The organism is Streptomyces violens, assembly GCF_000717745.1.
Taxonomy (GTDB): domain Bacteria; phylum Actinomycetota; class Actinomycetes; order Streptomycetales; family Streptomycetaceae; genus Streptomyces; species Streptomyces violens.
Map to the genome: position 1 here is coordinate 329,787 of NZ_JOBH01000002.1, position 25,349 is coordinate 355,135.

The following is a 25,349-nucleotide window of genomic DNA, read 5'->3' on the forward strand; positions in this document are numbered from 1 at the left end:
GGCTCCTCAGCCCGACTGGCCCCCCGTGTACGCCAGCGGGTCCGCCAGTACCTCCCGTACGACCTGGGCGGCGGCGCCCCGCGCGGCGTCGCCCGAGGAGGACGAGGCGCGCAGCCGCCCGCCGTCCGCGCTCCACAGGCCCGACACCACCCGTCGGGCCAGCTCCGCGCGGGTGGCGGGCGCCAGCCACGGCATCAGCAGCCGGTAACTGCCGCCGAGCACCACGGCGTCCGGGTCGAAGAGGTTCACCGCGCCGGAGAGCACCAGCCCGAGCTGCCGCCCGGCCTGCTCGATCGCCGCCAGCGCGCGCGGCTCGCCCTGCCGGGCCCGCCGCTCCAGCTCCGTCACGGCCGGCGCCCCGCCCTCCCCGGGCTCCAGCCCGGCGTTGCGCAACAGCGCGGCCTGGCCCGCGTACTGCTCCAGGCAGCCGCGCGCCCCGCAGCGGCACTCGGGCCCGTCCGGGTCCACCACCACATGCCCGATCTCGCCCGCGAAACCGTGCGCGCCGCGCAGCAGTTCACCGTCCAGTACGAGCGCGCCGCCGACGCCGGTCTCGCCCGTCAGGTACAGGAAGCTGCGCACCCGGTCCAGGCCGCCGAACCACAGCTCGGCGAGGGCCGCGCTGTTCGCCTCGTTGTCGGAGCCGACCGGCAGCGGGCGGCCGGCGGGCCGCAGCCGGGACAGCGCCCGGCCGAACATCTCCTCCACCGCCACACCGTGCCAGCCGAGGTTCGGGGCCTGGCGCACGGTGCCGCCGGAGAGCAGGCCCGGGACCGCGAGCCGCACCCCCGCCGGGCGCAGCTCCTGCTCGGCGGCCGACTCCAGCGTGCGCGCGGCGATCCGGGCCGCCCGGTCCAGTACCTCCTCGGGGGACGCGCCCCGGTTGTCGAGGTGGGTGGTCAGCCGTACCCGGTCGGTGCCCGCGAGGTCGACGACGCACACCGAGACGTAGTCGATGTTGATCTCGACGCCGAGCCCGGCCGGGCCCGTGCCCGCGACCTTCAGCACGGTGCCGGGACGGCCCGCCTGGCCGCTGAACGTCTTGCCCGACTCGACCAGGAACCCGCCCGCCAGCAACTGCTCGACCAGCGAGGACACCGCCGCCCTGGTCAGCCCCACCCGCGCGGCCACCGCGGCGCGAGTGACCTCGCCCTCGTCGTGCACCACCCGCAGCACCAGGCTGAGGTTGTGCCGCCGCACGGTCGACCTGTCCGCCTTGGCCGCCGGCGGCACCTGAGTGTTCTTCATCGCCCGGTGAGCCTATGCGACGGTGCCGGGGAGGGCTCCAGGTGTACCGTGACGAGCCCGTCCGCCCAGGGAGGCCGCCCGGTGCGTCTGCTGCTGACCGCCGACACCCATCTGCCCAAGCGCGCCAAGGTCCTGCCGGATCCGCTCCTCGCGGAGCTGGAGCGCGCCGACGCCGTGCTGCACGCCGGGGACTGGGTGGACGCCGCGACGCTGGACCTGCTGGAGGCGCGGGCCCGCCGGGTGATCGGCGTGTACGGGAACAACGACGGGCCGGAGCTGCGGGCCCGGCTCCCGGAGGTGGCGCGCGCCGAGCTGGGCGGGCTGCGCTTCGGTGTCGTGCACGAGACCGGCGCGGCGCAGGGCCGCGAGCGCCGGTGCGCCAAGCGCTACCCCGACCTCGACGTGCTGGTCTTCGGGCACAGCCACATCCCCTGGGACACGGTCGCGCCGGGCGGCCTGCGGCTGCTCAACCCCGGCTCCCCGACGGACCGGCGCCGCGAGCCGTACTGCACGTACATGACGGTGACCGCGGCGGAGGGGCGGCTGAGCGAAGTGGAGCTGCACCGGCTGCCTCCGCGCCGCTGAACGTTGGCTCCGTAACGGGGCATCGACGTGCAGCCGCCGGAAGAGCCGCCCATCATGGCGGCATGGACCGTAGGGACCACATCGAGGCCGCCCGTACCGCACTGGCCGCCACCGGCGCCCACCTCATGCCCCCGGCCGCCGTGCGGGCCGCGCTGCCGGGCGGGGCCGAGGGCTGGGCGCGGTTCGCCGCGCACTGGGAAGACCTGTCGCCGGACCCGTACGCGGCGTCCCGCGGCACCCGCAGGCTGCGCCGGTACGGCCATTTCACCGTCGACCCGGAAACCGGCGAACGGTCGCTCCAGCCCCATACGCCTTTCCTGCAGCCGGCCGGCACCAATCACCTCTACGAAACGCAGGACCGCCATTTCGACCCGCTGACCGACGCATTCCTCGCCGACCCTGTCCTGCATTCGCTGCTGGAATTGCTGGGAAAGGCGGCGGACGCGCTGGCGAGGCCGGAGCGGTGGCAGGTCAAAGTGCACCCCTTCCGGGTGAGCGCCGCCGCCGACGGCGAGGGGCAGCCCACTCCCGAGGGCCGCCACCGGGACGGCGTGACGCTGGTGACCTCGCTGCTCATCAGCCGGGAGAACGCCACCGGCGGGCAGAGCACGGTGTACGCGACCGACGGCCGCGAGGTGCTGTCGACGACGCTGCGGGAGCCGGCGGCCCTGCTGCTCTCCGACGACCGCAGCACCTTGCACGGGGTCTCCCCCATTCGGCCGGTGGACACCGGCCGGCCCGCCCGCCGAGATGTCCTCGTCGTCACCTATACAGCGTCCTGAATTTCTTGCTCCATCGGGGCGAATAATCACGTCCGCGCGCCGTGGGAAGCAGGCCACCGGGAACCCACAGCGCATGGAGAACAAGGTGAATCCCATCGAAATGCAGAAGTGCCTCGGCGGCGTCGACTACCCGGCCTCCAAGGACGAGATCATGCGGCAGGCGGAGCAGCACGGCGCGAGCAAGGACATCATGGGCGCGCTGAAGAAGCTGCCCGAGACCGACTACGAGTCGCCCGCCGCCGTGAACAGGGAGGTGGGCAAGGAGTAGCACCGCGCCGTTCGCGCAGACGGAGCCGGCCGCCCCCACAGCGGCCGGCTCCGTCGCGTCATCAACCCACGAACGCCACAGCCGTCAAACCCCCTTACCTACGGGCGAGTTGGTCCGTACCTCTTGACGGTGTGTCCTCACGTACTGAACATTCGTCGGGCAAGAGAGCGCTCCCAGGAAACCCCACCGTTCAGTTCCTGAAGCAGGAGAGTCGCCATGCCCGCACGCCGCTCCGTCCTGGCCGCCATGGCCGCCGCGCTCCCCGCGGCCGGCCTCCCGGCCCTCGCCACCGCCGCCTCCGCCGCCCCGGCGGCGCCCGCGGCACCCACCGCCGACCCGCTCCCCGGCGGCGGCGATCTCGGCCCGAACGTCCTCGTCTTCGACCCGTCCACGCCCGGCATCCAGGGCAGGCTGGACGAGATCTTCCGGCAGCAGGAGCGCGCGCAGTTCGGCACCGGCCGGTACGCGCTGCTGTTCAAGCCGGGCACGTACCACGGTCTCAACGCGCAGCTCGGCTTCTACACCTCCATCGCCGGCCTCGGCCTCTCCCCCGACGACACCTCCATCAACGGCGATGTGACCGTGGACGCGGGCTGGTTCGACGGCAACGCGACGCAGAACTTCTGGCGCTCGGCGGAGAACCTCGCCCTCACCCCGGTCAGCGGCACCAACCGGTGGGCGGTCGCGCAGGCCGCGCCGTTCCGCCGGATGCACATCCGCGGCGGGCTGAACCTCGCGCCCGACGGCTACGGCTGGGCCAGCGGCGGCTATATCGCCGACAGCCGCGTCGACGGCACCGTAGGGCCGTACTCGCAGCAGCAGTGGTACACCCGCGACAGCTCGGTGGGCGGCTGGACCAACGCGGTCTGGAACATGGTCTTCTCCGGCGTCGAGGGCGCCCCGGCCCAGAGCTTCCCCGACCCGCCGTACACCACCCTGGACACCACGCCGGTCTCCCGCGAGAAGCCCTTCCTCTACCTGGACGGCGACGCGTACCGGGTCTTCCTCCCCGAGAAGCGCACGAACGCGCGCGGCACCACCTGGGGCAGCGGCGCACCGCGCGGCACGTCCCTGCCGCTGGACCAGTTCTACGTGGTCAAGCCCGGGACCAGCGCGGCGACCCTGAACCAGGCGCTGGACCAGGGCCTCCACCTGCTGCTCACCCCCGGCATCCACCACCTCGACCGGACCGTCGAGGTCAAGCGCGCCAACACGGTCGTCCTGGGCCTGGGCTACGCCACGCTCATCCCGGACAACGGCGTGCCGGCCCTGAAGGTCGCCGACGTGGACGGCGTGCGGCTGGCCGGCTTCCTCATCGACGCCGGGCCGGTCAACTCCGCCACCCTGCTGGAGATCGGCCCCGAGGGCGCCTCGGCGGACCACGCCGCCAACCCGACAACCGTCCAGGACGTGTTCATCCGGATCGGCGGCGCGGGCGCCGGCAAGGCCACCACCAGCATGGTCATCAACAGCAACCACACCATCGTGGACCACACCTGGGTCTGGCGCGCCGACCACGGCGACGGCGTGGGCTGGGAGACCAACCGCGCCGACTACGGCGTCCGCGTCAACGGCGCCGACGTCCTCGCCACCGGCCTCTTCGTAGAACACTTCAACAAGTACGACGTGGAGTGGCGGGGCGAGCGCGGCCGCACGATCTTCTTCCAGAACGAGAAGGCGTACGACGCGCCGAACCAGGCCGCGATTCAGAACGGCAGCATCAAGGGCTACGCCGCGTACAAGGTCGCCGACTCGGTCACCACGCACGAGGGCTGGGGCCTGGGCAGCTACTGCTACTACAACGTGGACCCGACGATCCGCCAGGACCACGGCTTCGCGGCGCCGCGCACGCCCGGTGTGAAGTTCCACGACCTGCTCGTCGTTTCCCTGAGCGGCCACGGCCAGTTCGAGCACGTCATCAATGACACGGGGACCGCCACGTCGGGCACCGACACGGTGCCGTCAACGGTGCTCTCCTACCCCTGAGCGATCACGCGCAAGGCCGCCCGGAAACGTCACACCAGGAACGCGAAGGCGAAGAAGAAGACGACGCAGAGCAGGACGACGATGCCGATGGCGATCAGCGGGCCCTTGCCCCAGCCCTTCGGGGGGTTGTAGGTCTCCTGCGGGCCGGCCCAGGGCGTGCTGCCCTCGGCGGGCGGCGTCTCGCCCGGCGGCACGCCGCCGCCGGGCTCCAGGCCCGGGGTCCGCCGCGGGTCCGGGTCCGGATTCTGCTCGGTCATACGCCTCTCCTGTCCACGGCGCGGGGCACGCAACATCTACCACGGCCGTACCGCACCGGCGGGGCACCGCCCCGCCGGGGTCACGCGGTGAGCAGGGAGTCGTCCTCCATACGGGCGCCGGGCAGCCGGTGCCGGGCGGCCACGAGCGCGCTGTCCACGTCGGCCGTGCCGGTGCTGATGCACAGCAGATACGCGAGGTCGTCCATCCGCTGGCGCACCTCGTCGGTGCCGCGTTCCGCATTCAGCACCGCCAGCGCCTCGTACTGGTCGATGAGATTGCGCAGCATCGCGGAGTGGGCCATCAGCATGGTCGGGCTCCTTCCCTCTGCTTCCCTCTGCGGAATCAGCCGTCCGCAGGCGTAGCGTTCACCACCCCCCGACTACCCGTCACCCGTGTCCCCATGCCCGTCGATTTCCCGTACGGAAATCGACGGGCTGATCAGCGGGTCTGGTGGGCCGCGAGGGCGTGCACGACGTCCGCCGAGGCCGGGTAGAGGTCGCGGTACAGGGCGTACAGCTCCTCGTAATGGGCCGCGGGGCCGGGCTGCGGTAGGACGGTTTCCTGTACCGGGTTCCAGGTGTCGGCCGAGGCGTCGCCGAGGAGTTGGGCGGCGAGCAGCGCGCCGCCGTAACTGGCGCCGATGGAGGTGGTGCGCACCTCCTGTGGCCTGCCCGTGACGTCGGAGACGATCTGCGTCCACAGCCGGCCCTGGGTGCCGCCGCCGACCGCGACGACCCGCCGGATGTCGCCGCCGACGGCCTCGATGGCCTCGATGTTGTGCCGGACGCCGTACGCGGTGGCCTCCAGCGCGGCGCGGTAGAGGTCGCCGCGGGTGTGGGAGAGGGTGAGGCCGGCGATGACGCCGCGGGCCTGCGGGTCCATGACGGGGGTGCGTTCGCCCGCGAAGTACGGCAGCATCAGCAGGCCGTTGGCGCCGGGGCCGGACTTCTCGGCCTCGTGCAGCAGGTCGGCGTAATCGGGCGCGCCGCAGAGGTCGCGCAGCCAGGAGGTGACGGCGCCGGAAGTGGCCATGCCGCCGGCGAGGTTGCGGGTGCCGGGCAGGGCGCCGACCGTGCTCCACAGCGCGGGCGCGGTCAGCAGGCCGGGCACGGTGTGGACGAGGAACATCGTTGTGCCGTACATGAGCATCAGGTCGCCGACGGTGTGCGCGCCGACGCTCAGGGCCTCGGCCCAGGCGTCGACCGTGCCGGTGATGACGGGGATGCCCGCGGGCAGTCCGGTAAGCCGGGCGGCCTCGGCGGTGACCGTGCCGGCGGCCTCACCGGACCAGCGCAGCGGCGGCAGTTCGAGATCCGGGCAGATCAAGTCGGTCCACGGGGCGTACCAGGAGCGGGCGACGGTGTCGTACAGCGGCGTGGTCTGGCTCGCGGAGTGGTGGTCCAGGACATAGCTGCCGGTCAGCTTGCGGACCAGCCAGGAACTGGGCATGTAGAGGCGGCGGGCGCGGGCGAAGAGCTCCGGCTCCTCGTCCGCGACCCAGGCGATCTTCGCGCCGGCCGCCTGGCTGCTGAGTCCCGAGCCGCAGCGGGCCCTGATCTCGTCGGCACCGAGGCGGTGTTCGAGCCGGGCGATCTGCTCGGTGGCGCGGGTGTCGACGCCGTACAGGATCGCGGGGCGCAGCGGTACGTCGTCGGCGTCGGTGAGCAGGACGCACGGGCCCATGCCGCTGACGCCGACGGCGCGCACGTCCGCTCCGCCGTCCGCGGTCAGCTCGCGGACGAGCGAGACGAACTCCGTCCACCAGACGTCGGCGGCCATCTCGACGTGTCCGGGTGCCGGCCGGTCGACGGCGTGTTCGCGGACCGCCGAGCGCAGCAGTGTGCCGTCCAGGGCGACCAGGACGCCCTTGCTGCTGGAGGTGCCGATGTCGACACCGATGACTGCGTTGAGTGCCATGGGCACACATTGGCAGAATCGGCCCGGCACTTCAGGAGCCGCGTCAGAGGTGGATGCTCGGCGCCCGCTCCGTGGCACCGGCTCCCTCGCCGTTCGTCTCCCCCGCCGGTACCGGCCTGATGGCCAGGGCCGTCGCCATGGCGAGGGCCAGCAGGGCGAGCGCTGCGACGAAGGCGCCGGTGTAGGCGGCGGCGCCGGTGACTCCCTCGGTGCCGGCCGAGGTGATCAGGCTGGAGGCCAGGGCCGTACCGAGGGAGGCGCCGACGCCGAAGCAGGCGCCGGTCAGACCGGTCAGCGCGCCCTGCTGGTCCTTGGGCGCGGAGACGACGGCGAGCCCGTTGAGCGCGGTGATGCTGATGCCGTTGTACGTCAGGCCCAGTACGGCGAGCGCGGCGAAGAGCACCCAGGGCTCGGACCGGAACGGCACGGCGACGGCGAAGGCGAGCAGCGAACCGGCCGAGCCGATCAGCGCGACGCGGCGCCACCCGATGCGCGGCCCGAAGTACCCCGCGAGCGGGGCACCGATCACGCCGATCGCCGCGGCAGGCGTCGCGTACAGCAGCGCGGACCGGGTGGCGGACAGCCCGTAACCGGCGAGCGGGTCCTGTGTGAAGAGCGGGATCGTCAGCGCGAGCGCGCCGAAGGCGCCCGCGAGGGTGAGGGTCACGGTCAGCAGCAGCGGCCATGCCCGGCGCGAGGCGAGCAGCCGGATGTCGATGACGGCGGTGATGCGGGGGCGGGCGGGGGCGTCCGCGGCACCCGTACGGGAGTCCGTGCCGGTGCCGGCACCGGCGCCGTCGGCGGAGTCACTGCCGGTCGAGTCGCCACCCGCCGAGCGGGACCGCTGTACGAGGACGAACGCCGCCAGCGCGGCCAGTCCGCCCACTACGCAGCCGAGGGTGGCGGGCGAGGTCCAGCCCCAGCCGGAGCCCTGCGCCAGGCCGATGAGGACACCGGACAGGCCCAGCGCGAGGAGCCCCGCGCCCAGCCAGTCCATGGTGCCGGCGGCCTTCGGCGGCACGGCCGGTACGTACCGGGCCACCGCCAGCGTTCCCACCACCGACAGCACCAGGCCGCCGAGGAAGATCGCGCGGAAGCCGACCGTGTCGGCGAGATGGCCGCCGACGATGGCGTCGATGCCCGCGAAACCGCCGTTGACGGCGCTGATGATGCCGGCCGCGCGGCCGAATCCGGCGGGCGGGAGCAGATCGTTGAGGGTCAGGAAGGAGAGCGAGAACATCGCGGCCGAGACGCCCTGGAGGATCCGCCCGGCGAGGTAGACGGAGATGTCGGGCGCCAGGGCGCAGGCGAGGTTGCCGATGATCAGCAGCACGCCGCACAGCAGCATCACGGGCTTGCGCCCGCGGTAGTCGCTGAGGCGCGCCAGGGTGACCTGCCCGACGGCGGCGAGCAGGAAGAAGAGCGTCTGCGACAGGCCGACCAGGCTGCTGGAGGTGTCCAGCCGGCGGGCGATGTCGGGCAGCGCGGGGCTGAGCATGGTGGCGTTGATCTGGTAGCCGAGGACGGCCAGCACGAGCGAGGGCAGCAGGAAGCGCGGCGTGGCGGGCGGCGCGGTGCGGGCGCGCTCGAGGCTCCTGAGAGGCATGACGGCTCCTGGGGCTGAGGGGGAGGCGGCGTGCGAGCGCGGCGAACCCCGGTGCGGCCGGGTCACGGCTCGCTGCACGGGGCACTCGGCACGCACGTGGGCGTCAGCGACGCTCTCGGCGTCGCATGGCGTCGGCGACGCTCGTTCGGCGTCACTTGTCAGACAGGAACGCGTCGTGCGGTCTGGTCTACCCCGCGCTCCAGGGGGTGTCAAGAGTTCGCCTGAAGATCGCCACCGACGGCGCTGCGGTTGCTACCGCTCCCCTTCGCGCTGCTCACGGCCGCTTACCGCGGTGCGAAACTGGGGTCCGCGCGGCCACGCGAGTGCGCGGGCCGCCACCCACGACGGGTGACGACGTCGGACCACGGCCCCAGGGAGACGAACATGCCCGGCAGACAACCTCCGCCGCCACGACGGCGGCCGGTCGTCGCGCTGTACGAGCGGATGGTCGAGGCCATCCGGGACGGCACCTACCCCCCGGGCTCCACGCTGCCGACCGAACCGCGGCTCGCCGCCGAGCTGGGGGTGAGCCGCCCCGCCCTGCGCGAGGCGCTGATCCTGCTGCAGGAGGACGGCGCGATCACCGTACGGCGCGGAGTCGGCCGCACGGTCAGCCCGCACCTCCCGCCGCGCGGCTTCGAGTACCTCAAGCCGGTGGAACAGCTGCTCAGCGACGGCGGGCACGCGGTGACCACGGCGCTGGCCCGCGCCTACGAGGAGCCGACCGACTTCTCCACCCAGCACCTGCTGCTGCCGGGCACCAGCCGGGTGCGCTTCTGGGAGAGCCTGATCGAGGTCGGCGGCCTGCCGGCCTGCCTCACCCAGGAGTGGGCGGCCCGGGACGAGACGCTGGCCGAGCTGCTGCCGGAGGCGGCGGAGGCGTTCGACGGGCCCGCCGCGAAGCACTCGTCCATGCTGCGGCTGCTGCTGGAGGCCGGGCGCGCGCTGCCGCTGACGGGCAGCAGCACGATCGTGGCCACCACGCTCGGCCGCCAGCGCGGCGAGCAGCTCGGCCGCCCCGCCGACTCCCCCGCCGTCCTGGTGATCCAGGTCGTACGCCTGGACCGCACCCCGCTGCTCGCGGCCAAGCACATGCTGCCGCCGGGCGCACCGGCCCTCCCGGTGTGGCAGGCCCGCTGACCGGCCGGGGCGGCGGGCGCACTCACGGGCCCGGGGAGGCAGCGCACCTGCCGCCCCGGGCCCGGCTCATGAGACACGGTCGCTCCCACTCAGAAAGCCATGTCATACTCCGACCCCATGACGCTGTCTGACAAGTACACCCACGCACTGCCCCACGTCCCCACGCACCCCCTCGACGAGGATCTGGTCCGCCAGGCGCCCAAGATCCTGCTGCACGACCACCTCGACGGCGGCCTGCGCCCGCAGACCGTCGTGGAACTGGCCGCGGAGGCCGGATACGACGCGCTGCCCACCACCGACCCCGCCGCGCTGGGCGAGTGGTTCCGGGACGCCGCGGACTCCGGCTCGCTGGAGCGCTACCTGGAGACGTTCGCGCACACCTGCGCCGTCATGCAGACCGCGCCCGCGCTCTTCCGCATCGCCGCCGAGTGCGCCGAGGACCTGGCCGCCGACGGCGTGGTCTACGCCGAGGTCCGCTTCGCGCCCGAGCAGCACCTCGACGCCGGCCTCACCCTGGACGAGGTCGTCGACGCGGTCACCGCCGGCTTCCGCGAGGGCGAGCGCCGGGCCGCGGTGGCCGGCCACCGCATCCGCGTCGGCACGCTGCTCTGCGCCATGCGGCACGCCGACCGCGCGCTGGAGATCGCCGAGCTGGCCGTCGCCCACCGCGACCGCGGCGTGGCCGGCTTCGACATCGCGGGCGGCGAGATCGGCAACCCGGCGAGCCGCCACGCCGAGGCGTTCGACCACCTCCGCAGCGAGGGCGCCCGGGTGACCGTGCACGCCGGTGAAGCCGTCGGCATGGAGTCCATCCGGGAGGCCGTCCTGCGCTGCGGCGCCCACCGCATCGGCCACGGCGTCCGCATCACCGACGACATCGAGATCGCCGCCGACGGCTCGGTCCGCCTCGGCCGCCTCGCCTCCTACGTACGCGACATGCGGATCGCCCTGGAGGTCTGCCCGACCTCCAACCTGCAGACCGGCGCCGCGTCGAGCTACCCCGGCCACCCCATCGAGCTGCTCCGCCGGCTCGGCTTCCGCGTCTGCCTCAACACGGACAACCGGCTGGTCAGCGGCACCACGATGACCCAGGAGTTCCAGCACCTGGCCACCGCGTTCGGCTACGGCCCGGCGGAGCTGGAGGAGTTCACGGTCAACGCGGCCAAGGCGGCCTTCCTGCCCTTCGACGAGCGTGCGGCGCTCATCAACGAGGTGATCCGCCCCGGCTACGCGCGCCTGCGCTCCCGTGCCCTCGGCCACGTCCCGGTCCGCGACGGCGCGGCGGCGGCCTGACGCGACGCCCCGCACAGCGCCGCCCCGCACAGCACCGCGCCGTACAGCGACGCCCCGCACAGCGCCGGGCCGGCGCCGGGAACTCCCCGACGCCGGCCCGACCGTGCTGTACGCCTACTGCACGCGTACTGCCGCGGCTACTTCTTGAACCCGTAATCCATCAGCTTCTTCGCGTCCGCGGTGCGGTTGGCCACCGAGGAGGACGCCAGGACGGTGCCGATGACCGTCTTGCCACTGCGGGTGGCGGCGAAGACCAGGCAGTACTTGGCCTCCGGGCCGGAGCCGGTCTTGACGCCGATGGTGCCCGAGTAACTGCCGAGCAGGTTGTTGGTGTTGGACCAGTTCATGTAGCGGTAGCCACCGCTCTTGGTCGTGACCTTCTGCTTGGTGGACTTCGTCTTCACGACCGTGCGGAACGTCGAGTACTTCATCGCGCTGCTGGCGATCTTGGTCAGATCGCGCGGCGTGGAGTAGTTCGCGCCCTTGCCGATGCCGTCGAACGAATCGAAGTGCGTGTTCTTCAGCCCGAGGCTCTGCGCCGTCGAGTTCATCTTGCCGATGAAGGACTTCACGCGCGCGGCCCGCGTGGAGCCGCTGCCGAACTTGTCGGCCAGCGCGTACGCGGCGTCGCAGCCGGACGGCAGCATCAGCCCGTACAGCAGCTGACGGACCGTGACCTTGTCACCGACGATCAGCCGGGCCGACGAGGCCCAGTTGTTGTCGACGATGTAGTCGCTGTACGCCTTCTGGATCGTGACCTTGGAATCCAGGTTGAGGTTCGGCTGCGCGAGCACCACCCGGGCGGTCATGATCTTCGTAGTGGACCCGGTGGAGAGCCGGGTGTCCGCGGCCTTGGTGAACAGGCTCTTCGCCGTGCCGTTGTTCATCACGTAACCGCCCTTGGCGGTGATCGTGGGCGTCTTGAGCGTGGCGGCCTGCGCCGGAGCGGCGAACGCCCCGGCCGCAAGGACGGCTCCCGTGGTCACGAGGACCGCGGACACGCGACGCATGCCGTTGATGCCGTTTTTCAAGTCGTGTACTCCATTACCCTGCCGTGCGGTCACATGAGAGTGCCGCTCACTCATGAGACGCACGAGTCGCAGCGATGGATGCACGCACCGGAGAGCCGTCACCCTTCGCACACGCGTCGGGGACCCGCCGTGGCTGATTGCGAGCGGTGTGCCGGACGAGGCAGGCTGTGCGCCATGTCCTACGTGCGGCTTGAAGCCTGGATCGGGGGTGCATGGCTGGAGGTGAACTGCGTGAGCGTCACCGTCATGGACTCTGCACTGACCCTGTCCTTCGAACACCAGCGGAGCGAGTCCGGCTACCAGAGCCTCATCTGGGAGCCGCTGGAACGATTCCTGAAGGAGTACCGCGACGAACCGCTCGTCGTGGTACCGCAGGGCCACGACCTGCCGGTGATGTACGGCCCCGGCGCCGCCGGCCCCTTCCGCCTGGCGAAGATCAACGAGCACTGAACCGTAGCTTCCGTACGCTCCACGAGGCGATCTCATTTGGTTGAACTGGCGTTAAAGTAGGTCTCCTTGACGGTTGGTGCCCGTAAGGCACTGGTTCTCGGGGGGACACATGGACATCGTGGTGAGCATCGAGGGTGGCCGGACGGACGAGCTCGGAGGCCTCGAGCGCGCGGTGAAGAACAAGCTCAAGGCGCAGGGCGTCCGGACGGTGCGCACCGTCCGTGAGCCGGAGCGGGGCGCCCTCGGCGCCGTCGAGGTGCTCCAGTTCATGGGGGAGAACGTGCTGCTCCCCGTCTTCCTCCAGGCCCTGTACGAGTACGCGTCGCAGCGGCTGGGGCAGCCGAAGCGCGCGGACCTCAAGGTCCAGGCCGTCCGGACCGACCTCCCCGACGGTACGCGCCGTACCGAAATCGTCTTCGAGGGGAAGGCGAAGGACGTAGCTGCGGCTCTCAAGGAACTGCAGTGAGCGCCACGCCGAACCCGGACGTGGAGCGGGTCGACCCGTCCCGCTCCACCGTCCTGCTGATCGGCGGGACCGAGTATCCGGGGACCCAGCTCGCACCCGTACCCGCCGCCGCGACCAACCTGGACAGGCTCGCGGAGGCGTTCGAAGACCCTGAGCTGTGGGGCGTCGAGACGCTGTACCAGCACCTGAACCTGACGCGCCGCCGGATGCTGTCGACGATCGGCAAGATCTACCGGACGTCCGACCCGGACGGCCTGTTCGTCCTCTACTTCGTGGGGCACGCGCAGCAGGACAGGTCCGGCACGCTCTACCTCGCGCCGCACGACGCCGGAAACCCGCTGTCCCCGCAGGACTCCATGGTGTCGGTCGCCGACATCTTCCGGGCGGTGGCCGACCAGGAAGAGCTGCACGCCAGACGCAAGCTGCTCATCCTCGACTGCTGTTTCTCCGGCAGTGCCATCAAGGACATGCCCGCGGAGGCGTCGACGGTCTCCAGTGAGAACGGCTGGCACGTCATCACCGCGTGCGCGGAGGAGGAGTTCGCCCGCGCCGATTCCGGCCGCGACACCACCTTCTTCACCGGAGCCCTGCTCAAGTCGTTCGGGGGCGTCCGGGAGACGCGGCCCAGCCTCTCCGTGCAGTGGGTCTTCGAGGCCGTGAGCGACATCATCAACCGCACCCCGGGAGTGGACGCCGCGAAGCTTCTGCCGCAGCACGCCCCGGCCGCCTGGGCGGACAAGCCCTGGCTGCGCAACCGTGACCACATCAGGCCGGCCACCACTTCGTACAGCTTTCCCCCGGTCGCGGCCCCCCAGCCGGCCGGCGTCCAGCAGGCGCGCCCGCACGGCTTCACCGCCTGGCCGGTCGCCGATGCCTTCTTCACCGGGCGCGATACGGAACTGGCGGCGGCGCTCGGCCGTTTCCGGCAGCGCACGGTCCTCCCGGTGTACGGGCCGCGCTACGCCGGCAAGTCCGCGTTCGTGCGTGAGCTGCTGGCCGCTCCCGAGGTGAAGGGGGCCGAGCCTGCGGAGCAGCCCTGGCTGCTGCTGGAACTGAAGATCTTCAATGCCAGTGCGGAGTCCCCGGTCATGGAGGCCCTGGCCTCCGCGCTGGAGGTCGGTTTCCAGGAGGTCGCCCAGCACGCCGAGGCCGACGGCGCCTCCCGCCGCGACCTGGTCATCGAGCGGCTCCGCGAGCACGCGCGCGGACGCACCCTGCTGCTCGTCGTCGACTGCGGGCGCCTCGGGTACGACTCCCACCACATCAGCGCCGAGCTGGACGAACTGCTCGCGCATCCGTACTTCCGGCACACGGCCAACATCGTCATCTCCCGCGTCGAGCTCGACGAACCGGTCCACAGCGAGGAGCAGCTCACCCACCAGATCCCCGTCCTGCTCGAGGAGCTGCGGCAGGAGGAGGCCGCCGAGCTGCTCACCACCCTCATGGCACACGAGAGCGTGACGGTCGACGGTGCGAACGTCCTGCGCTGCGTCCAGGACCCCCGGCTGCGCCTCCCGGGCGTGCTGAACCAGAGCGCGATCGGCTACCTCAGCCGCAAGGACCGCGGTACGAGCACGCCCGAACCGGCGGACGTGGCCGCCGCCCTGGTCGAGGGCACCGCGCCCAGCATGATCAAGACTCTGTGGGAGCTCGGCTGCTGCCTCGCCGCCGGACCCGACGCGCCCTCCGCCCCGGAGCCGTTCGCGGTCCTCGCGGTCTGGGCCCTCGCCGACCAACTGCCGCTGTCCCCGCAGGTCCTGGCGGACCCGGCCGTCGGCTTTCCGCGCGACACCCTGGACCGGCTGGTGGACGCGCGTGTCCTCTCCCGGACCGACGCGGGAGCGCTCCTGCTGGGGCAGGCCAGCGAACAGGCGCTGCGTAATCTGGTATCCGCCGCGCTGAGCCGCGCCGAGGAGAACCCGCCCGGTCGGCCGCTCGTCAAACCCGCGCTCCTCGAGACCCTCATTCCCGAGGAGCTGGACCTCCCCGAGCTGGACCGCCGGCTGGCCGCGGCCGCGCTCCCGCTGTTCACGGCCGGTGCGCCGAAGGACGACGAGGCGGACGCGGCGTACCGGCTCCGGCTGCGCTCGGCGCTCGGCTGGATCGAGGACGAGGGCGACCGGCGGCTGCCGGCGCTGCACGAGGCCATCCGCCCGCTCGTCCTCGCGCCCTCCGGTGACGCGAGCTACCGCCCGACGTCGGACGAGCCCCTGGCGCCCCCTGCCGATACGCCTCTGGTGCCTCCGGCCGAGGCGGACGAGCTGGTCGTGACCGGGCCCGAACCGCTTCCGGTGGAGCGGCCGACGGATGCGGAGGAGGGCGTCACCTCGCTGGCGGCGCTCTACCGGCTGTACCACGCCGTGGCGTCCCTGACCCTGGCCGCCCGTGCCGAGGGCCCGGCGGAACGGACGGGTGCGCGGTTCACGGCCGCCGCCGAGGAGGTCTCCGCCGCGCTCGCCGGCTGCGACGCCGAGCAGGTACCGCACACCCTGCTGCGCTCGGCGGACGCGTCGCTGGCGTTCACCGGCAACCGGCTCGGCCTGCGGGCGCGGCTGCTCGACGTCCGGCTGGCCGCGGTCGACGTACTGCTGCTCGGGGCGCACCGCCGCGGCCCCGGACAGGCCGGGCGCATCACCCTGGCGGTGTCCTGGCTGCTCAACACGGCCGACGCGCTGATCGACGCGGACCGGCTGGACGAAGCCGGGGCACTCGTCGACCAGGTCAGCGGCCCGGTGACGGATGTGCTCCCGCAGGACGACGCGCCCCGCAGCGTCTCCTCGCGGCTCCAGCTCAACAGCCGTATCGCCCGGGTGCGCGGCCGCCTCCTGAGCGACACCGGGGAGAGCCGCCGGGTCCTGCTCGACGGCGCGCGCAGCGTCGCCGCGGGGCTGCGGCTCGCGCACGCGCAGGGCGAACCGCTGTCGCTGTGGACCTCGCGGCTGTTCGACGCGACGCTGCTGGTCATCCAGCAGAGCCGGACCGACGAGGAGCTGACCGAGGCCCGGTCGCTGGTCATGGACGCCCTGGAGGAGTGCTGGGGCGAGCGGTCGTCGTGGCCGTCGGGCGTCTGCGTCCCCGCGGCGCGCTTCCTGCGGAAGCTGTACGTGCGCTGCGTCGATGCGGCGCTGCGGCAGAACGGCGCCAAGGAGGCCGTGGACCTGCTGGAACGGCTGCCGGAGGCCCGGCGCGCGGAGGCCGACGGAGCTTCGCCCGTGGACGGCAAGGAGGCCGCGAAGGTCCTCAGCGCCCTGGCCCAGGCGTACGGCTTCCACTCCTACACGCTTCGGGAGAACGACCGGATCGGCGTGGCGCGCTCCCGTCTGGAGCGGGCGGCGGAGTGCGCCCACGCCGCGGTGGAGCTCGCCCCGAGCACGTTCTCGTACTCGGTCTGGCTCCGGCAGGTGCTCGACATCCGGCGGATGACGCCGCGCACCGGCCCGGCCGGCGACGCCGCGTCGAAGCGCCGGCGGGCCTGTGTGAAGGAGGTCCGCGGCTGGCTGGCCCAGCAGGACAGCCACTCGCACGCCCATGCCGTGCTCGACATCACCTGTCTCGACTCCGACTGGGCGGAGGAGGGCAGTCTGCGGGGCGCCGCCCAGAAGCGGGTGCCCGGCGAGGACTTCCTCCGGCTCAAGGCCCGTCGGCAGCGGGTGCCCATCGACGCGCTGTACCGCGAGCGCCGGCAGAAGCTGAAGGCGCACCTCCACCGGTACGGCCCCTCGATCGAACTGTGTGCCCTGGAGTCCCGGCTGGAGCGCGAGTACCGCCGCTGGACGAGCGTCCTGGACTTCAAGCAGGCCAAGCAGGACTGGAAGGAGGGGCTCGGCCCGCGCCCCGTGGCCATGTCCCCGCAGGTCGACAACGAGCCGCTGTTCGCGATCTACCGCGACGCCGCGACCCGCTGGCCCGGCGACGCCCGGCTGATCGCCGCCGAGGCCGCCCTCCACCGGTACGTGTGGAACTACGACAGAGCGGTCGAGTTGTACGAGTACCTCGCCCGGACCGCACCGAACGGTGAGATCCGGCGCGGCGCGCACCTGTCCGCCGCCGAGGCGCTCCTCGCCGACCTGGAGTACGCGACCCGCGCCCACCGGGGCGATTGGCACGACCGGCTGCTCGCCGCACAGGACCATCTCGACGCCGTGTTCAGCCCCAACCCCCGTGGCGGGCTGGCCATGGTGCTGCGGGAGCGGGTCGCGATCCGGCTGGGCCGGCCGGTGCGCTGGGACCCCGTCGACGAAGCCTTCGAGGCCGTCGTCGGCGGCGACTACGCGGGTACGGTCGGGCGCTTCCTGGACCGCCGCCGCTACGGCCGGGACCGGGACTCCGACCGGCTCGGCGCCCGGGTCCGCATCACCGTCAAGGACGGCGCGGGCTCATCGGAACAGCAGCGGCTCAGCGAGCTGTTCGGGGACCACGGCGGTCTCGTCGCACGCGCCGCCCCGGCGGGCGGCCGGCAGGGTGCCGCGGTGCCCCGGCAGCACAACGGGCAGGAGGGCCGACCGCCGTCCGGCGCGGCGGAGGCGGCGCTCGTCGGCGGCGAGGACCCGGGGCAGTTCGCCTCCGAGTTGCTCGGGGAGCTGCTGCTGACGGAGTTCACCAGCGTGAAGCTGCTGAGCGGGCTCGGGAAGCTCTACCTCCACCGGGCGGACGACCTGATCGCCGGCCATCAGGCGGCGCACGGCAGCGAACCGGAACCGGGCTCGGAGACCGCCCGGGAGGCGGCCGGTCATGCCCGGCGGGCCTACGACTGCTTCGACGCCTGCCGCGTGCTGCAGGAGGCGCACGGCAACGAATCCATCGTGACGAAGTTCGAGCGCGGGCGCGCCATCACGCTGGCCGCGAAGTATCTGCACGACCCGGACCCGATCTCGCGGCCGCTCCCCCACGAGCGGGACGCCCAGCTCCGCCAGGCGTTCTGGCTGCTGAACGCGGCCCGGGAACACAGCGTCGGCGGCTTCAACAAGGTCTGCTCCTGGGCGGCGTCCGAGAACAACGAGGTGCAGAAACGCCTCGGCCTGCGAAAACCCCAGGGCTGAAGTCCGTGGCTAAGGGTGCCCGGCCGGGAGCAGTTCGCCGGCGGTGGTCCGGAGGAGTTCGAGGGCCTGGGCGACGACCGGATGGTGGGCCGCGCCCTTGCGGGTGGCCGCGAGGATCGTCCGGGCGGGTGCGGGCTCGCCCGACAACCGGATGCGGGTCACGGGCCACTCCGTGCTGATGCGGGCGAGGCGCGGTACGAGGATCACGCCGAGCCCCTGAGCGACCATCGCCTGCCCGGTGTCCCATTCATCGGCCTGGTGGGCCATGTCCGGTGTGAAGCCCGCCGCCATGCAGGACGTCACGACCAGTTGGTGATAGGTGCTGCCCGGGGTGCCGAGGATCCATGGTTCGCGGGCCGCGTCCGCGAGGGAGACCCGCTTCCGCGCCGTCAGCGGGTGGTCGGCCTGCACGACCAGGTCCAGGGGGTCGTCCAGGAGCGGCTGCTGGTCGAAGCGGTCGTCGTTCAGCGGAGGTGAGTCGGGCGTCACCACCACGAGGCCGAGGTCGGCTTCCTCCGCCAGGAGCAGTTCGAAGCAGCGGGCCGGCTCGGCCTCCACCAGCCGGACGCCGAGCCGGGGATGACGGTCGCGCAGCGCTGCCGCTGCGGGCGGCAGCAGGTACGTCGCGGCGGTGGAGAAGCCGCAGAGGGTGAAGGGGCCCGAGGGCTCCTCGGCCGTCGCCGCCAGCTCGCCGCGTGCCTGCTCCCACTGGGCCTGCAGGACGGCGGTGTGCCGCAGCAGTGTGCGGGCCGCGGCGGTGAGCTGGATGCCCCGGCCGGCGGGCTCGATCAGTTTCACGCCGAGCTGCTCGGCGAGCTGGCGCAGCTGGTAGGAAACCGCCGACGGCGAAAGGCGCATGGCCTCCGCGGCCGCCGTCACGCCGCCGTAGCGGTCGACCATCTGCAGGATCTTGAGCTTGGGATCGATCATGCAAATAGTTTGCACGGTCATCTCCAAATCCGTGCGATTGTGCCCACTGATCGTCGGTGTCACGCTGTGCGACGTGTTGTCCGCAAGTCCGACGACCGGCCTCTATGTCCTGGTCGTCCTCACCTTCGGGGCCTACCTGCCCAACTCGCTGTACCCCGGCTATCAGCACGCCTTCGGTGCCGATGACCTGACCATGACGCTGATCCATGCCGTCTTCGCGCTGGTCAGCGCCCCCGCGTTGCTGCTGCTCAGCCCCGTCTCGGACCGGTTCGGGGCGCGGCCGGTGCTGCGTGCGGGCATCGTGCTGGCGGCGCTGGGCTCGGCCTGTTTCGCGCTCGCCCCGGGAGTGGAATGGCTGCTCGTCGGCCGCGTCGCGCAGGGGCTGGCCCTCGGGGCGACGACCGGCGCGGCCGCCGCGCTCGTCAGCGAGGAGACGGCAGGGGGCGGCCGCCGTCGGGGTGCCGTGCTCTCCGGTATCGCCTTCGTGGCAGGCACGGCACTCGGCGCCGCCGTGGGCGGATTCCTCGGTCAGTACGCTCCGGCCCCGTACGTACTGCCTTTCCTCCTGCATCTCGTTCTGCTGGCGATCGCCTGGTACTGGGTTTCCGCCCTCGCGCCGACCACTGCTCTCGCGGCCGGGCGAATTCAGCACTGGCGGCCGACGGTCCCGCGCATTCCCCGGGGAATGCGGGCATTGTTCGCCACCGCCTCGGCGGTCGGATTTCTCGCCTGGACAACGGCCGGCCTGTTTCTCGCGATCATTCCGGCGCTGCTGGCACGGTCCGGCCGCGACAATACGGCGGTCACCGGCTGCATTCTGGGCTCCGTGCTGCTCTGTTCCGCGCTGACCCAGCCCCTGGTCGGGCGGCTCGGCCCGCGCCGCGCGCAGCTCGCCGGTCTCGCGGGTCTCCTGGTGAGCCTTTCCCTGCTGTCGCTCACCGCGGGCAGGTCGGTATCCCTCACCCTGGCCGCGGCCGTGGTGGCGGGCGCCGGACACGGACTCGCCTACGCCGGAGCAGCCGCCGCGGTCGACGCGCGGGCCCCCGGAACAGAACGCGCCGCCCTCACCGGCGCCCTCTATCTCTCCTTCTACCTGGGCTCCGGACTGCCGGCCCTGGCCGTCGGGCTGCTGACCGTCCCGTTCTCCCTCACTGCGACGACCTGCCTGGTGACTTCGATCGCCGCCATTCTCGTTCTGCTGACGAGCATCGCGGTCGCCGAGGTCGATAAAGCCACCCGCATCCCTCGAATCCCATCGAACGGAAAGATTGTCTATATCAAGTTGAAGTGAACGCGCGACGAGCTGAAGTGCGCCCCGGCCGACACCGGCCGGGGCGAATGTGTGAAGGAGTTACTGTGCCTACGGCGCATGCCGATACTGAATCCGCGAACCGAAGGGCGCTTACGCCCGAAGAAATAACGGTCACCGACCCCAAAGTCACCAGACGGGCAATCGGCGCGGCAGCCATCGGCAACGTCACCGAATGGTTCGACTTCGGTGTCTTCGCCAATCTGACACCGGTCCTCACCGCGGTGTTCTTCACCGGCGCGAGCGAGACGGTCGGCACGATCGGCACCCTCGGCCTGTTCGCCGTCGCCTTCCTCGTGCGCCCGCTCGGCGGCATGTTCTTCGGCCCGCTGGGCGACCGCATCGGACGCACCAAGGTGCTCTCCCTCACGGTCATCATGATGGCCATCGGCACCTTCATCATCGCCTTCATCCCCGGCTACGAGACCTGGGGCCCGGCCGCTCCCCTGCTGATGCTGCTCGCCCGCCTCGTCCAGGGGTTCTCCACCGGCGGTGAGTACGGCGGCGCGATGACCTTCATCGCCGAGTACGCGCCCGACAAGAAGCGCGGCTTCCTCGGGAGCTGGCTGGAATTCGGCACCCTGACCGGCTACCTGCTCGGCGGCGTGGCCGGCCTGGTCATCCAGCTGCCCGGCGTGATGTCCCACGACGACCTGCTCTCCTGGGGCTGGCGCATCCCGTTCCTGATCTCCGGGCCGATCGGCATCATCGGGCTCTACCTCCGCCTGAAGCTGGAGGACACCCCCGCGTTCCAGGCCGTCGTCGCGGAGTCCGAGGGCCGCGAGGGCAACCAGACCCTCAAGGAGATCCGCAAGATCTTCGTGAAGTACTGGCGTCCGATGCTGATCTGCATGGGCCTGGTGCTGGTCTTCAACGTGGTCAACTACATGCTCACCACGTACATGCTGGAGTACATCGGCAAGTTCGCCCCCTCGGTGAGCGCCACCTGGGCACAGCTCCTGGAAATCGCCGTCCTGGCGCTGGGCATGGTGCTCATCACCTTCGTCGGCCGGCTCTCGGACCGCATCGGCCGCAAGCCGGTGATGTACTTCGGCTGCGCCATGCTGGTCGCGCTCGGCGTGCCCTCGGTGCTGCTGATCCAGCAGAACACCCTGCTGTCCGTCTTCCTCGGCCTGGTCCTGATGTCGCTGATGCTGCTCTGCTTCAACAGCACCGTCCCCTCCACGCTGCCGGCGCTCTTCCCCACCGAGATCCGCTACGGCGGCCTGTCGATCGCGTTCAACATCTCCGTCTCGCTCTTCGGCGGCACCACCGCGTTCTTCAACGCCCTGCTGGTGGAGGGCACCGGAGACATCAACGTGCCCGGTTACTACCTCATGGCCGCCGGCGCGATCGGCGCCGTCGCCTGCTGGTTCGCGGCAGAATCCGCGGGCCGCCCGCTGCCCGGCTCCGCACCCGCGGTGGAATCGAAGGAAGAGGCCCGGGAACTGGCCCGGAGTACCCAACGCTGATGATCAACCCCCCACAGCTCAGCGGCCGGCGGTCTCGTCGGCCGCTCGGCCCGCTTCGGGATCGTCCCGCTCCGGCCGGGCCGCCACGCGGTTCAGCAGTGGGTCGGGCAGTGCGGCGGCGGCCAGTCGCTCCAGCGCCTGCTGCCGTTCGGCGACGGACGCTTTCCGGTCCTCGGCCGTGGCGCCGTGCAGCCGGTGGAGCAGGGCGTGCAGGCGTCGGACGATGTGCGGGTTGGCGGAGCCGTAGAGGAGTGTTTCGTCGAGGGCCAGCGAGACCAGGTCCGGCCATTGCGGGGCCGGGTAGGAGACCCGCGGCCGGCCGGCCCCGTCGAGCAGCCAGGCGGGGCCGAGCGGGCGGTCCGACAGCCGCAGCAGTACGTCTTCGATCTGGTCCAGTGTCTGCGCCGCTGTGGTGGGGTCGTTGACGGCGGGCGACAGCGCTCTGACGGAGATGTCGGCCAGCAGGCGGACGCCGTAGGCCGCGTCCTGATCCACACTGCGGCTGGGGCCGTAGCGGACGCACTTGGCGACCCGTCGGGCCAGCCTCCGGTGCCGATCGGTGACCGGACCCTGGAGCCGCAGTTGGGCGACTGTCGTGTCCGACCTGATGAAGTCACCGACGGCGTACAGGAAGTGGACGTGGACGTCGTGGCGGGCGGCGAGCCGGGTCAGGGCGGGTTCGTCGACCGAGAAGAGGGTCGCGGGCCGGCCCCGGTACACGAGGGGGACCGTTTCGCGGCGGTGTGCCGGTCCGGTGTCCTCGGGCGCGGCCGACTGCGCGGCAGCGGGGTACAGCTGGTCGATGACCGTGCGCAGCCGGGCCCCGACGGCGCGTGCCAGCCCGCCGCCGGTGACCGCGTGGCGGAGCGAGGCCAGCAGGTGGAGGACGGCGACGGCGTCGACGAGGACGAGACCGATGGCGATCGTCACGCTGAGCCGGGGCACGTCGGGGCCGCGGACGTGGCTCAGTGCCACCAGCGCGTACAGGGCGGTGCCCACCAGCAGGCCGAACAGGACGAGGTAGCGGCTGAAGTGGCCGAGGGCGGCGACGAGCCGGGGTGACATCGCCTGGACGGTCTGGACGACGAGGGTGATGGCCGTGACGACGAAGCCGGCGAGGGTGATCATGCTGCCGGCGATGGCGGCGAGTGTCGCCTGTGCCGTGGAGGCGTCGAAGCGCAGCCCCGAGACCGGCAGCTGCCGCTCCCAGCGCGGCAGCACCCAGCCCAGCAGCGCTCCGGCGGCGACCAGAAGCAGTGCCGCGCCGTGGCGGCGGACGCGTCGGGCATGGCGGGAACCTCTGCCGCCGTGCGGGTGACGCGCGCGCACGGCGTTGTCCATCTGCCCTCCTCGGCCCGGCCCCGCCTTCGCGGAGGGGGTTTCGAGCATGGACCGGCACAGGGCTCCGTGGCCAGCCGGTGAGCGCCGCTCGTGTGAGGTACACGGTGAGGTGATCAGTGGGGTGTCCGGCCGGTGCCGTACTTCCCTCGGACGGTGCACACCCGGTAGTCCGGAAGCGACACCCGGGTGAGAGTGGTACGGGCCGGACCAGGCCCGGCTGTCGCACCGCCGGCCTCCGCACTGCCGCCTTCGAGGGAGACGAGATGTTGCGGAACGACCAGACGTCGCGGAACACGGAGCCCAAGCCTGCGGAGCCGGTCATCGCGCGGGCCCACCGGGCGGCCCGGCAGCGCTTCCCCTTCGACGACACCCAGGACCTCGAAGACGCGCGCCGCGGCTTCATGGGGACGTCGCGGGAGAGCGTGATCCGTGGTGCGGACGGGCGCACGGTGTGGGAGCTGGGTGCGTACGGGTTCCTCGACCAGGACTGCCCGGACACGGCCCACCCGAGCCTGTGGCGGCAGAGCCGGCTGGTCTCGGACCACGGGCTGTTCGAGGTGGTCGAGGGCATCTACCAGGTGCGCGGCTTCGACCTGTCGAACATGACGCTGGTGGAGGGCGAGCGGGGCGTCTTCGTCATCGACCCGCTGATCTCGGCCGAGACCGCGGCGGCGGCCCTCGCCCTGTACCGGAGCCACCGTGGGGACCGGCCCGTCACCGGCGTCCTGTACACCCACAGCCACGCCGACCACTTCGGCGGCGTGAAGGGCGTCGTGAGCGAGGAGGAAGTCGCGGCCGGGCTTCCGGTGATCGCGCCCGAGGGGTTCCTCGCGCACGCCGTCAGCGAGAACGTCTACGCCGGTACCGCCATGGCCCGCCGCGCGGCCTACATGTACGGTGCCGCGCTGCCGAAGGGGGCACGCGGACAGATCGGCGCGGGGCTCGGCCAGACCACCTCGACCGGCTCGGTCGGCCTGATTCCGCCGACCCTGGACATCACCCGTACCGGGCAGACGGAGACCGTCGACGGCATCCGGATGGTCTTCCAGCTCACCCCGGGCACCGAGGCCCCGGCGGAGCTCAACATCCACTTCCCGGACCACGCGGCGCTGTGCATGGCGGAGAACGCCACCCACAACCTGCACAATCTGCTCACCCTGCGCGGCGCGGAGGTCCGCGACCCGCGCGTCTGGGCGCAGTACCTCACCGAGGCCATCGAGCTCTTCGCCGACTCCTCGGACGTCGCCTTCGCCTCCCACCACTGGCCCGTCTGGGGCCGCGAACGCGCTCTGACGTTCCTGTCCGAGCAGCGCGACCTGTACGCCTACCTCCACGACCAGACGCTGCGCTTGCTCAACCAGGGGCTGACACCACTGGAGATCGCCGAGCGGATCGAGCTGCCCCCGGCCCTGGAACGGGCCTGGCACACCCACGGCTACTACGGCTCCGTCAGCCACAACACCAAGGCCGTCTACCAGCGGTACCTGGGATGGTTCGACGGCAACCCGGCGCACCTGTGGGAGCATCCGCCGGTCGAGGCAGCGCGCCGGTACGTGGAGTTCATGGGCGGCGCCGAGGAGGTACTGCGCCGGGCCCGCCGGTCGTACGAGGCGGGCGACTTCCGCTGGGTGGCCCAGGTCGTCAACCACGTGGTCTTCGCGGAGCCCGGCAATACCGAGGCACGCGCCCTGCAGGCCAACGCCCTGGAACAGCTCGGATACGGCAGCGAGAACGGCACCTGGCGCAACTTCTACCTCACCGGCGCCCTGGAGCTGCGCGAGGGCCCGGTCGGCACGCCCACCGTCACCTCGTCCCCCGACTTCCTCGGCGCCCTCACCCTCGATCAGCTCTGCGACGCCCTCGCCATCCGCGTGGACGGGCCGCACAGCTGGGACGCCGACATCACCGTGCGCTGGAACCTCAAGGCCGGCCCGCCCCTCACTCTCCGGCTGCGCAACGGTGTCCTCACCCATGTCACCGGCCGCAGCCCCGCCGCGGCCGAGCCGGACGTCGACATCACCCTCGACGAGGCCGTCCTGCGCGCCGTACTCCTCGGCACCACCGGCCCCGCCGAACTGACCGGGCGGGCGGACGTCCAGGTGACCGGGGACCTCGGCAAGGTGACCGAGCTGCTCGGCCATCTCGGCACCCCGGACCCCGATTTCGCCATCGTCACCCCGTAGCCCGGCGACACGGCGCGGCAGCGGCTCATGAAGCATCCGGAAACT

The 25,349-nt window shown here is 72.0% G+C and carries 20 protein-coding genes; 12 read left to right on the forward strand and 8 right to left on the reverse strand.

The features are described 5' to 3' along the window. Positions 1-6 precede the first annotated feature (6 nt). A complete protein-coding gene (locus IF04_RS0104795; protein ID WP_030251393.1) occupies positions 7-1,248 on the reverse strand; it encodes an ROK family transcriptional regulator in 1,242 nt (413 codons plus the stop codon). Between the two features lie 81 nt (positions 1,249-1,329). Between IF04_RS0104795 and IF04_RS0104800 the strand changes: the two genes are divergently transcribed. The 4 genes from IF04_RS0104800 to IF04_RS0104815 all read left to right on the forward strand — a co-directional run bounded on the left by IF04_RS0104800 (position 1,330) and on the right by IF04_RS0104815 (position 4,869). Continuing rightward, the gene (locus tag IF04_RS0104800; protein WP_030251394.1) at positions 1,330-1,833 is read left to right on the forward strand and encodes a metallophosphoesterase family protein; all 504 of its coding nucleotides are present in this window, start codon (positions 1,330-1,332) and stop codon (positions 1,831-1,833) included. Positions 1,834-1,895: 62 nt separating this feature from the next. After that, complete coding sequence (locus IF04_RS0104805) at positions 1,896-2,615, forward strand: 2OG-Fe dioxygenase family protein (RefSeq protein ID WP_030251395.1); 720 nt, start codon at positions 1,896-1,898, stop codon at positions 2,613-2,615. Positions 2,616-2,700: 85 nt separating this feature from the next. Beyond that, complete coding sequence (locus tag IF04_RS0104810; protein ID WP_245654275.1) at positions 2,701-2,883, forward strand: DUF2795 domain-containing protein; 183 nt, start codon at positions 2,701-2,703, stop codon at positions 2,881-2,883. Positions 2,884-3,099: 216 nt separating this feature from the next. Then, positions 3,100-4,869: a hypothetical protein gene (locus tag IF04_RS0104815; protein WP_030251397.1), complete on the forward strand. Its 1,770-nt coding sequence runs from the start codon at positions 3,100-3,102 to the stop codon at positions 4,867-4,869. Positions 4,870-4,898: 29 nt separating this feature from the next. Here the strand turns inward: IF04_RS0104815 and IF04_RS0104820 are convergent, their stop codons facing one another. From IF04_RS0104820 to IF04_RS35510, 4 genes are all read right to left on the reverse strand, one after another. Beyond that, positions 4,899-5,126, reverse strand: coding sequence for a DUF6480 family protein (locus IF04_RS0104820; protein WP_030251401.1), 228 nt, complete (start codon positions 5,124-5,126; stop codon positions 4,899-4,901). Between the two features lie 80 nt (positions 5,127-5,206). Beyond that, the gene (locus IF04_RS0104825; protein ID WP_030251405.1) at positions 5,207-5,434 is read right to left on the reverse strand and encodes a DUF5133 domain-containing protein; all 228 of its coding nucleotides are present in this window, start codon (positions 5,432-5,434) and stop codon (positions 5,207-5,209) included. 131 nt (positions 5,435-5,565) lie between these two features. Next, positions 5,566-7,044 (reverse strand): FGGY-family carbohydrate kinase, encoded by a 1,479-nt coding sequence (locus tag IF04_RS0104830; protein ID WP_030251408.1) that lies wholly within the window; start codon positions 7,042-7,044, stop codon positions 5,566-5,568. 43 nt (positions 7,045-7,087) lie between these two features. Continuing rightward, a complete protein-coding gene (locus IF04_RS35510; protein WP_245654276.1) occupies positions 7,088-8,650 on the reverse strand; it encodes an MFS transporter in 1,563 nt (520 codons plus the stop codon). Between the two features lie 384 nt (positions 8,651-9,034). Between IF04_RS35510 and IF04_RS0104845 the strand changes: the two genes are divergently transcribed. Beyond that, positions 9,035-9,790: a GntR family transcriptional regulator gene (locus IF04_RS0104845; protein ID WP_030251410.1), complete on the forward strand. Its 756-nt coding sequence runs from the start codon at positions 9,035-9,037 to the stop codon at positions 9,788-9,790. A 117-nt stretch (positions 9,791-9,907) separates the two neighbouring features. Beyond that, positions 9,908-11,083 (forward strand): adenosine deaminase, encoded by a 1,176-nt coding sequence (locus IF04_RS0104850; RefSeq protein ID WP_030251413.1) that lies wholly within the window; start codon positions 9,908-9,910, stop codon positions 11,081-11,083. 137 nt (positions 11,084-11,220) lie between these two features. Here the strand turns inward: IF04_RS0104850 and IF04_RS0104855 are convergent, their stop codons facing one another. Next, positions 11,221-12,114: a D-alanyl-D-alanine carboxypeptidase family protein gene (locus tag IF04_RS0104855; RefSeq protein ID WP_030251416.1), complete on the reverse strand. Its 894-nt coding sequence runs from the start codon at positions 12,112-12,114 to the stop codon at positions 11,221-11,223. 246 nt (positions 12,115-12,360) lie between these two features. On the opposite strand from IF04_RS0104855, the gene IF04_RS0104860 reads away from it, so the two are divergent. The 3 genes from IF04_RS0104860 (at position 12,361) to IF04_RS0104870 (ending at position 18,069) form a co-directional block, all read left to right on the forward strand. Further along, a complete protein-coding gene (locus IF04_RS0104860; protein WP_245654277.1) occupies positions 12,361-12,564 on the forward strand; it encodes a hypothetical protein in 204 nt (67 codons plus the stop codon). A gap of 109 nt (positions 12,565-12,673) precedes the next feature. Then, on the forward strand, positions 12,674-13,030 hold the full coding sequence (locus IF04_RS0104865; protein WP_030251422.1) for a hypothetical protein: 357 nt from the start codon (positions 12,674-12,676) through the stop codon (positions 13,028-13,030). Continuing rightward, positions 13,027-18,069 carry a caspase family protein gene (locus IF04_RS0104870; RefSeq protein WP_030251425.1) on the forward strand — a complete coding sequence of 1,681 codons (5,043 nt, stop codon included), beginning with the start codon at positions 13,027-13,029 and terminating at the stop codon, positions 18,067-18,069. The genes IF04_RS0104865 and IF04_RS0104870 overlap by 4 nt, the downstream gene beginning before the upstream one ends. A 9-nt stretch (positions 18,070-18,078) precedes the next feature. On the opposite strand, the gene IF04_RS0104875 is transcribed toward IF04_RS0104870, so the two are convergent. After that, positions 18,079-18,999, reverse strand: a complete 921-nt coding sequence (locus IF04_RS0104875) for a LysR family transcriptional regulator (protein WP_030251427.1) — start codon at positions 18,997-18,999, stop codon at positions 18,079-18,081. Here IF04_RS0104875 and IF04_RS0104880 point away from each other — a divergent pair. Then, positions 18,986-20,290, forward strand: a complete 1,305-nt coding sequence (locus tag IF04_RS0104880) for an MFS transporter (RefSeq protein ID WP_211259766.1) — start codon at positions 18,986-18,988, stop codon at positions 20,288-20,290. The two genes, IF04_RS0104875 and IF04_RS0104880, sit on opposite strands and share 14 nt — an antisense overlap. A gap of 47 nt (positions 20,291-20,337) precedes the next feature. Next, the gene (locus IF04_RS0104885) at positions 20,338-21,780 is read left to right on the forward strand and encodes an MFS transporter (protein ID WP_078599859.1); all 1,443 of its coding nucleotides are present in this window, start codon (positions 20,338-20,340) and stop codon (positions 21,778-21,780) included. A gap of 18 nt (positions 21,781-21,798) precedes the next feature. On the opposite strand, the gene IF04_RS0104890 is transcribed toward IF04_RS0104885, so the two are convergent. After that, entirely contained in the window at positions 21,799-23,121 is a 1,323-nt protein-coding gene (locus IF04_RS0104890; protein ID WP_030251437.1) for a DUF2254 family protein, read from the reverse strand. A 263-nt stretch (positions 23,122-23,384) separates the two neighbouring features. Here IF04_RS0104890 and IF04_RS0104895 point away from each other — a divergent pair, with 263 nt between their 5' ends. Next, positions 23,385-25,304: an alkyl/aryl-sulfatase gene (locus tag IF04_RS0104895; protein WP_030251440.1), complete on the forward strand. Its 1,920-nt coding sequence runs from the start codon at positions 23,385-23,387 to the stop codon at positions 25,302-25,304. Positions 25,305-25,349: the final 45 nt, after the last annotated feature.

Excerpts from the sequence above, each read along its gene's own strand:
- IF04_RS0104795 (WP_030251393.1), bottom strand. The coding sequence starts at position 1,248 with ATGAAGAACACTCAGGTGCCGCCGGCGGCCAAGGCGGACAGGTCGACC.
- IF04_RS0104805 (WP_030251395.1), top strand. The coding sequence starts at position 1,896 with ATGGACCGTAGGGACCACATCGAGGCCGCCCGTACCGCACTGGCCGCC.
- IF04_RS0104815 (WP_030251397.1), top strand. The coding sequence starts at position 3,100 with ATGCCCGCACGCCGCTCCGTCCTGGCCGCCATGGCCGCCGCGCTCCCC.
- IF04_RS0104820 (WP_030251401.1), bottom strand. The coding sequence starts at position 5,126 with ATGACCGAGCAGAATCCGGACCCGGACCCGCGGCGGACCCCGGGCCTG.
- IF04_RS0104825 (WP_030251405.1), bottom strand. The coding sequence starts at position 5,434 with ATGCTGATGGCCCACTCCGCGATGCTGCGCAATCTCATCGACCAGTAC.
- IF04_RS0104830 (WP_030251408.1), bottom strand. The coding sequence starts at position 7,044 with ATGGCACTCAACGCAGTCATCGGTGTCGACATCGGCACCTCCAGCAGC.
- IF04_RS35510 (WP_245654276.1), bottom strand. The coding sequence starts at position 8,650 with ATGCCTCTCAGGAGCCTCGAGCGCGCCCGCACCGCGCCGCCCGCCACG.
- IF04_RS0104845 (WP_030251410.1), top strand. The coding sequence starts at position 9,035 with ATGCCCGGCAGACAACCTCCGCCGCCACGACGGCGGCCGGTCGTCGCG.
- IF04_RS0104850 (WP_030251413.1), top strand. The coding sequence starts at position 9,908 with ATGACGCTGTCTGACAAGTACACCCACGCACTGCCCCACGTCCCCACG.
- IF04_RS0104860 (WP_245654277.1), top strand. The coding sequence starts at position 12,361 with ATGGACTCTGCACTGACCCTGTCCTTCGAACACCAGCGGAGCGAGTCC.
- IF04_RS0104865 (WP_030251422.1), top strand. The coding sequence starts at position 12,674 with ATGGACATCGTGGTGAGCATCGAGGGTGGCCGGACGGACGAGCTCGGA.
- IF04_RS0104875 (WP_030251427.1), bottom strand. The coding sequence starts at position 18,999 with ATGATCGATCCCAAGCTCAAGATCCTGCAGATGGTCGACCGCTACGGC.
- IF04_RS0104885 (WP_078599859.1), top strand. The coding sequence starts at position 20,338 with ATGTGTGAAGGAGTTACTGTGCCTACGGCGCATGCCGATACTGAATCC.
- IF04_RS0104890 (WP_030251437.1), bottom strand. The coding sequence starts at position 23,121 with ATGGACAACGCCGTGCGCGCGCGTCACCCGCACGGCGGCAGAGGTTCC.
- IF04_RS0104895 (WP_030251440.1), top strand. The coding sequence starts at position 23,385 with ATGTTGCGGAACGACCAGACGTCGCGGAACACGGAGCCCAAGCCTGCG.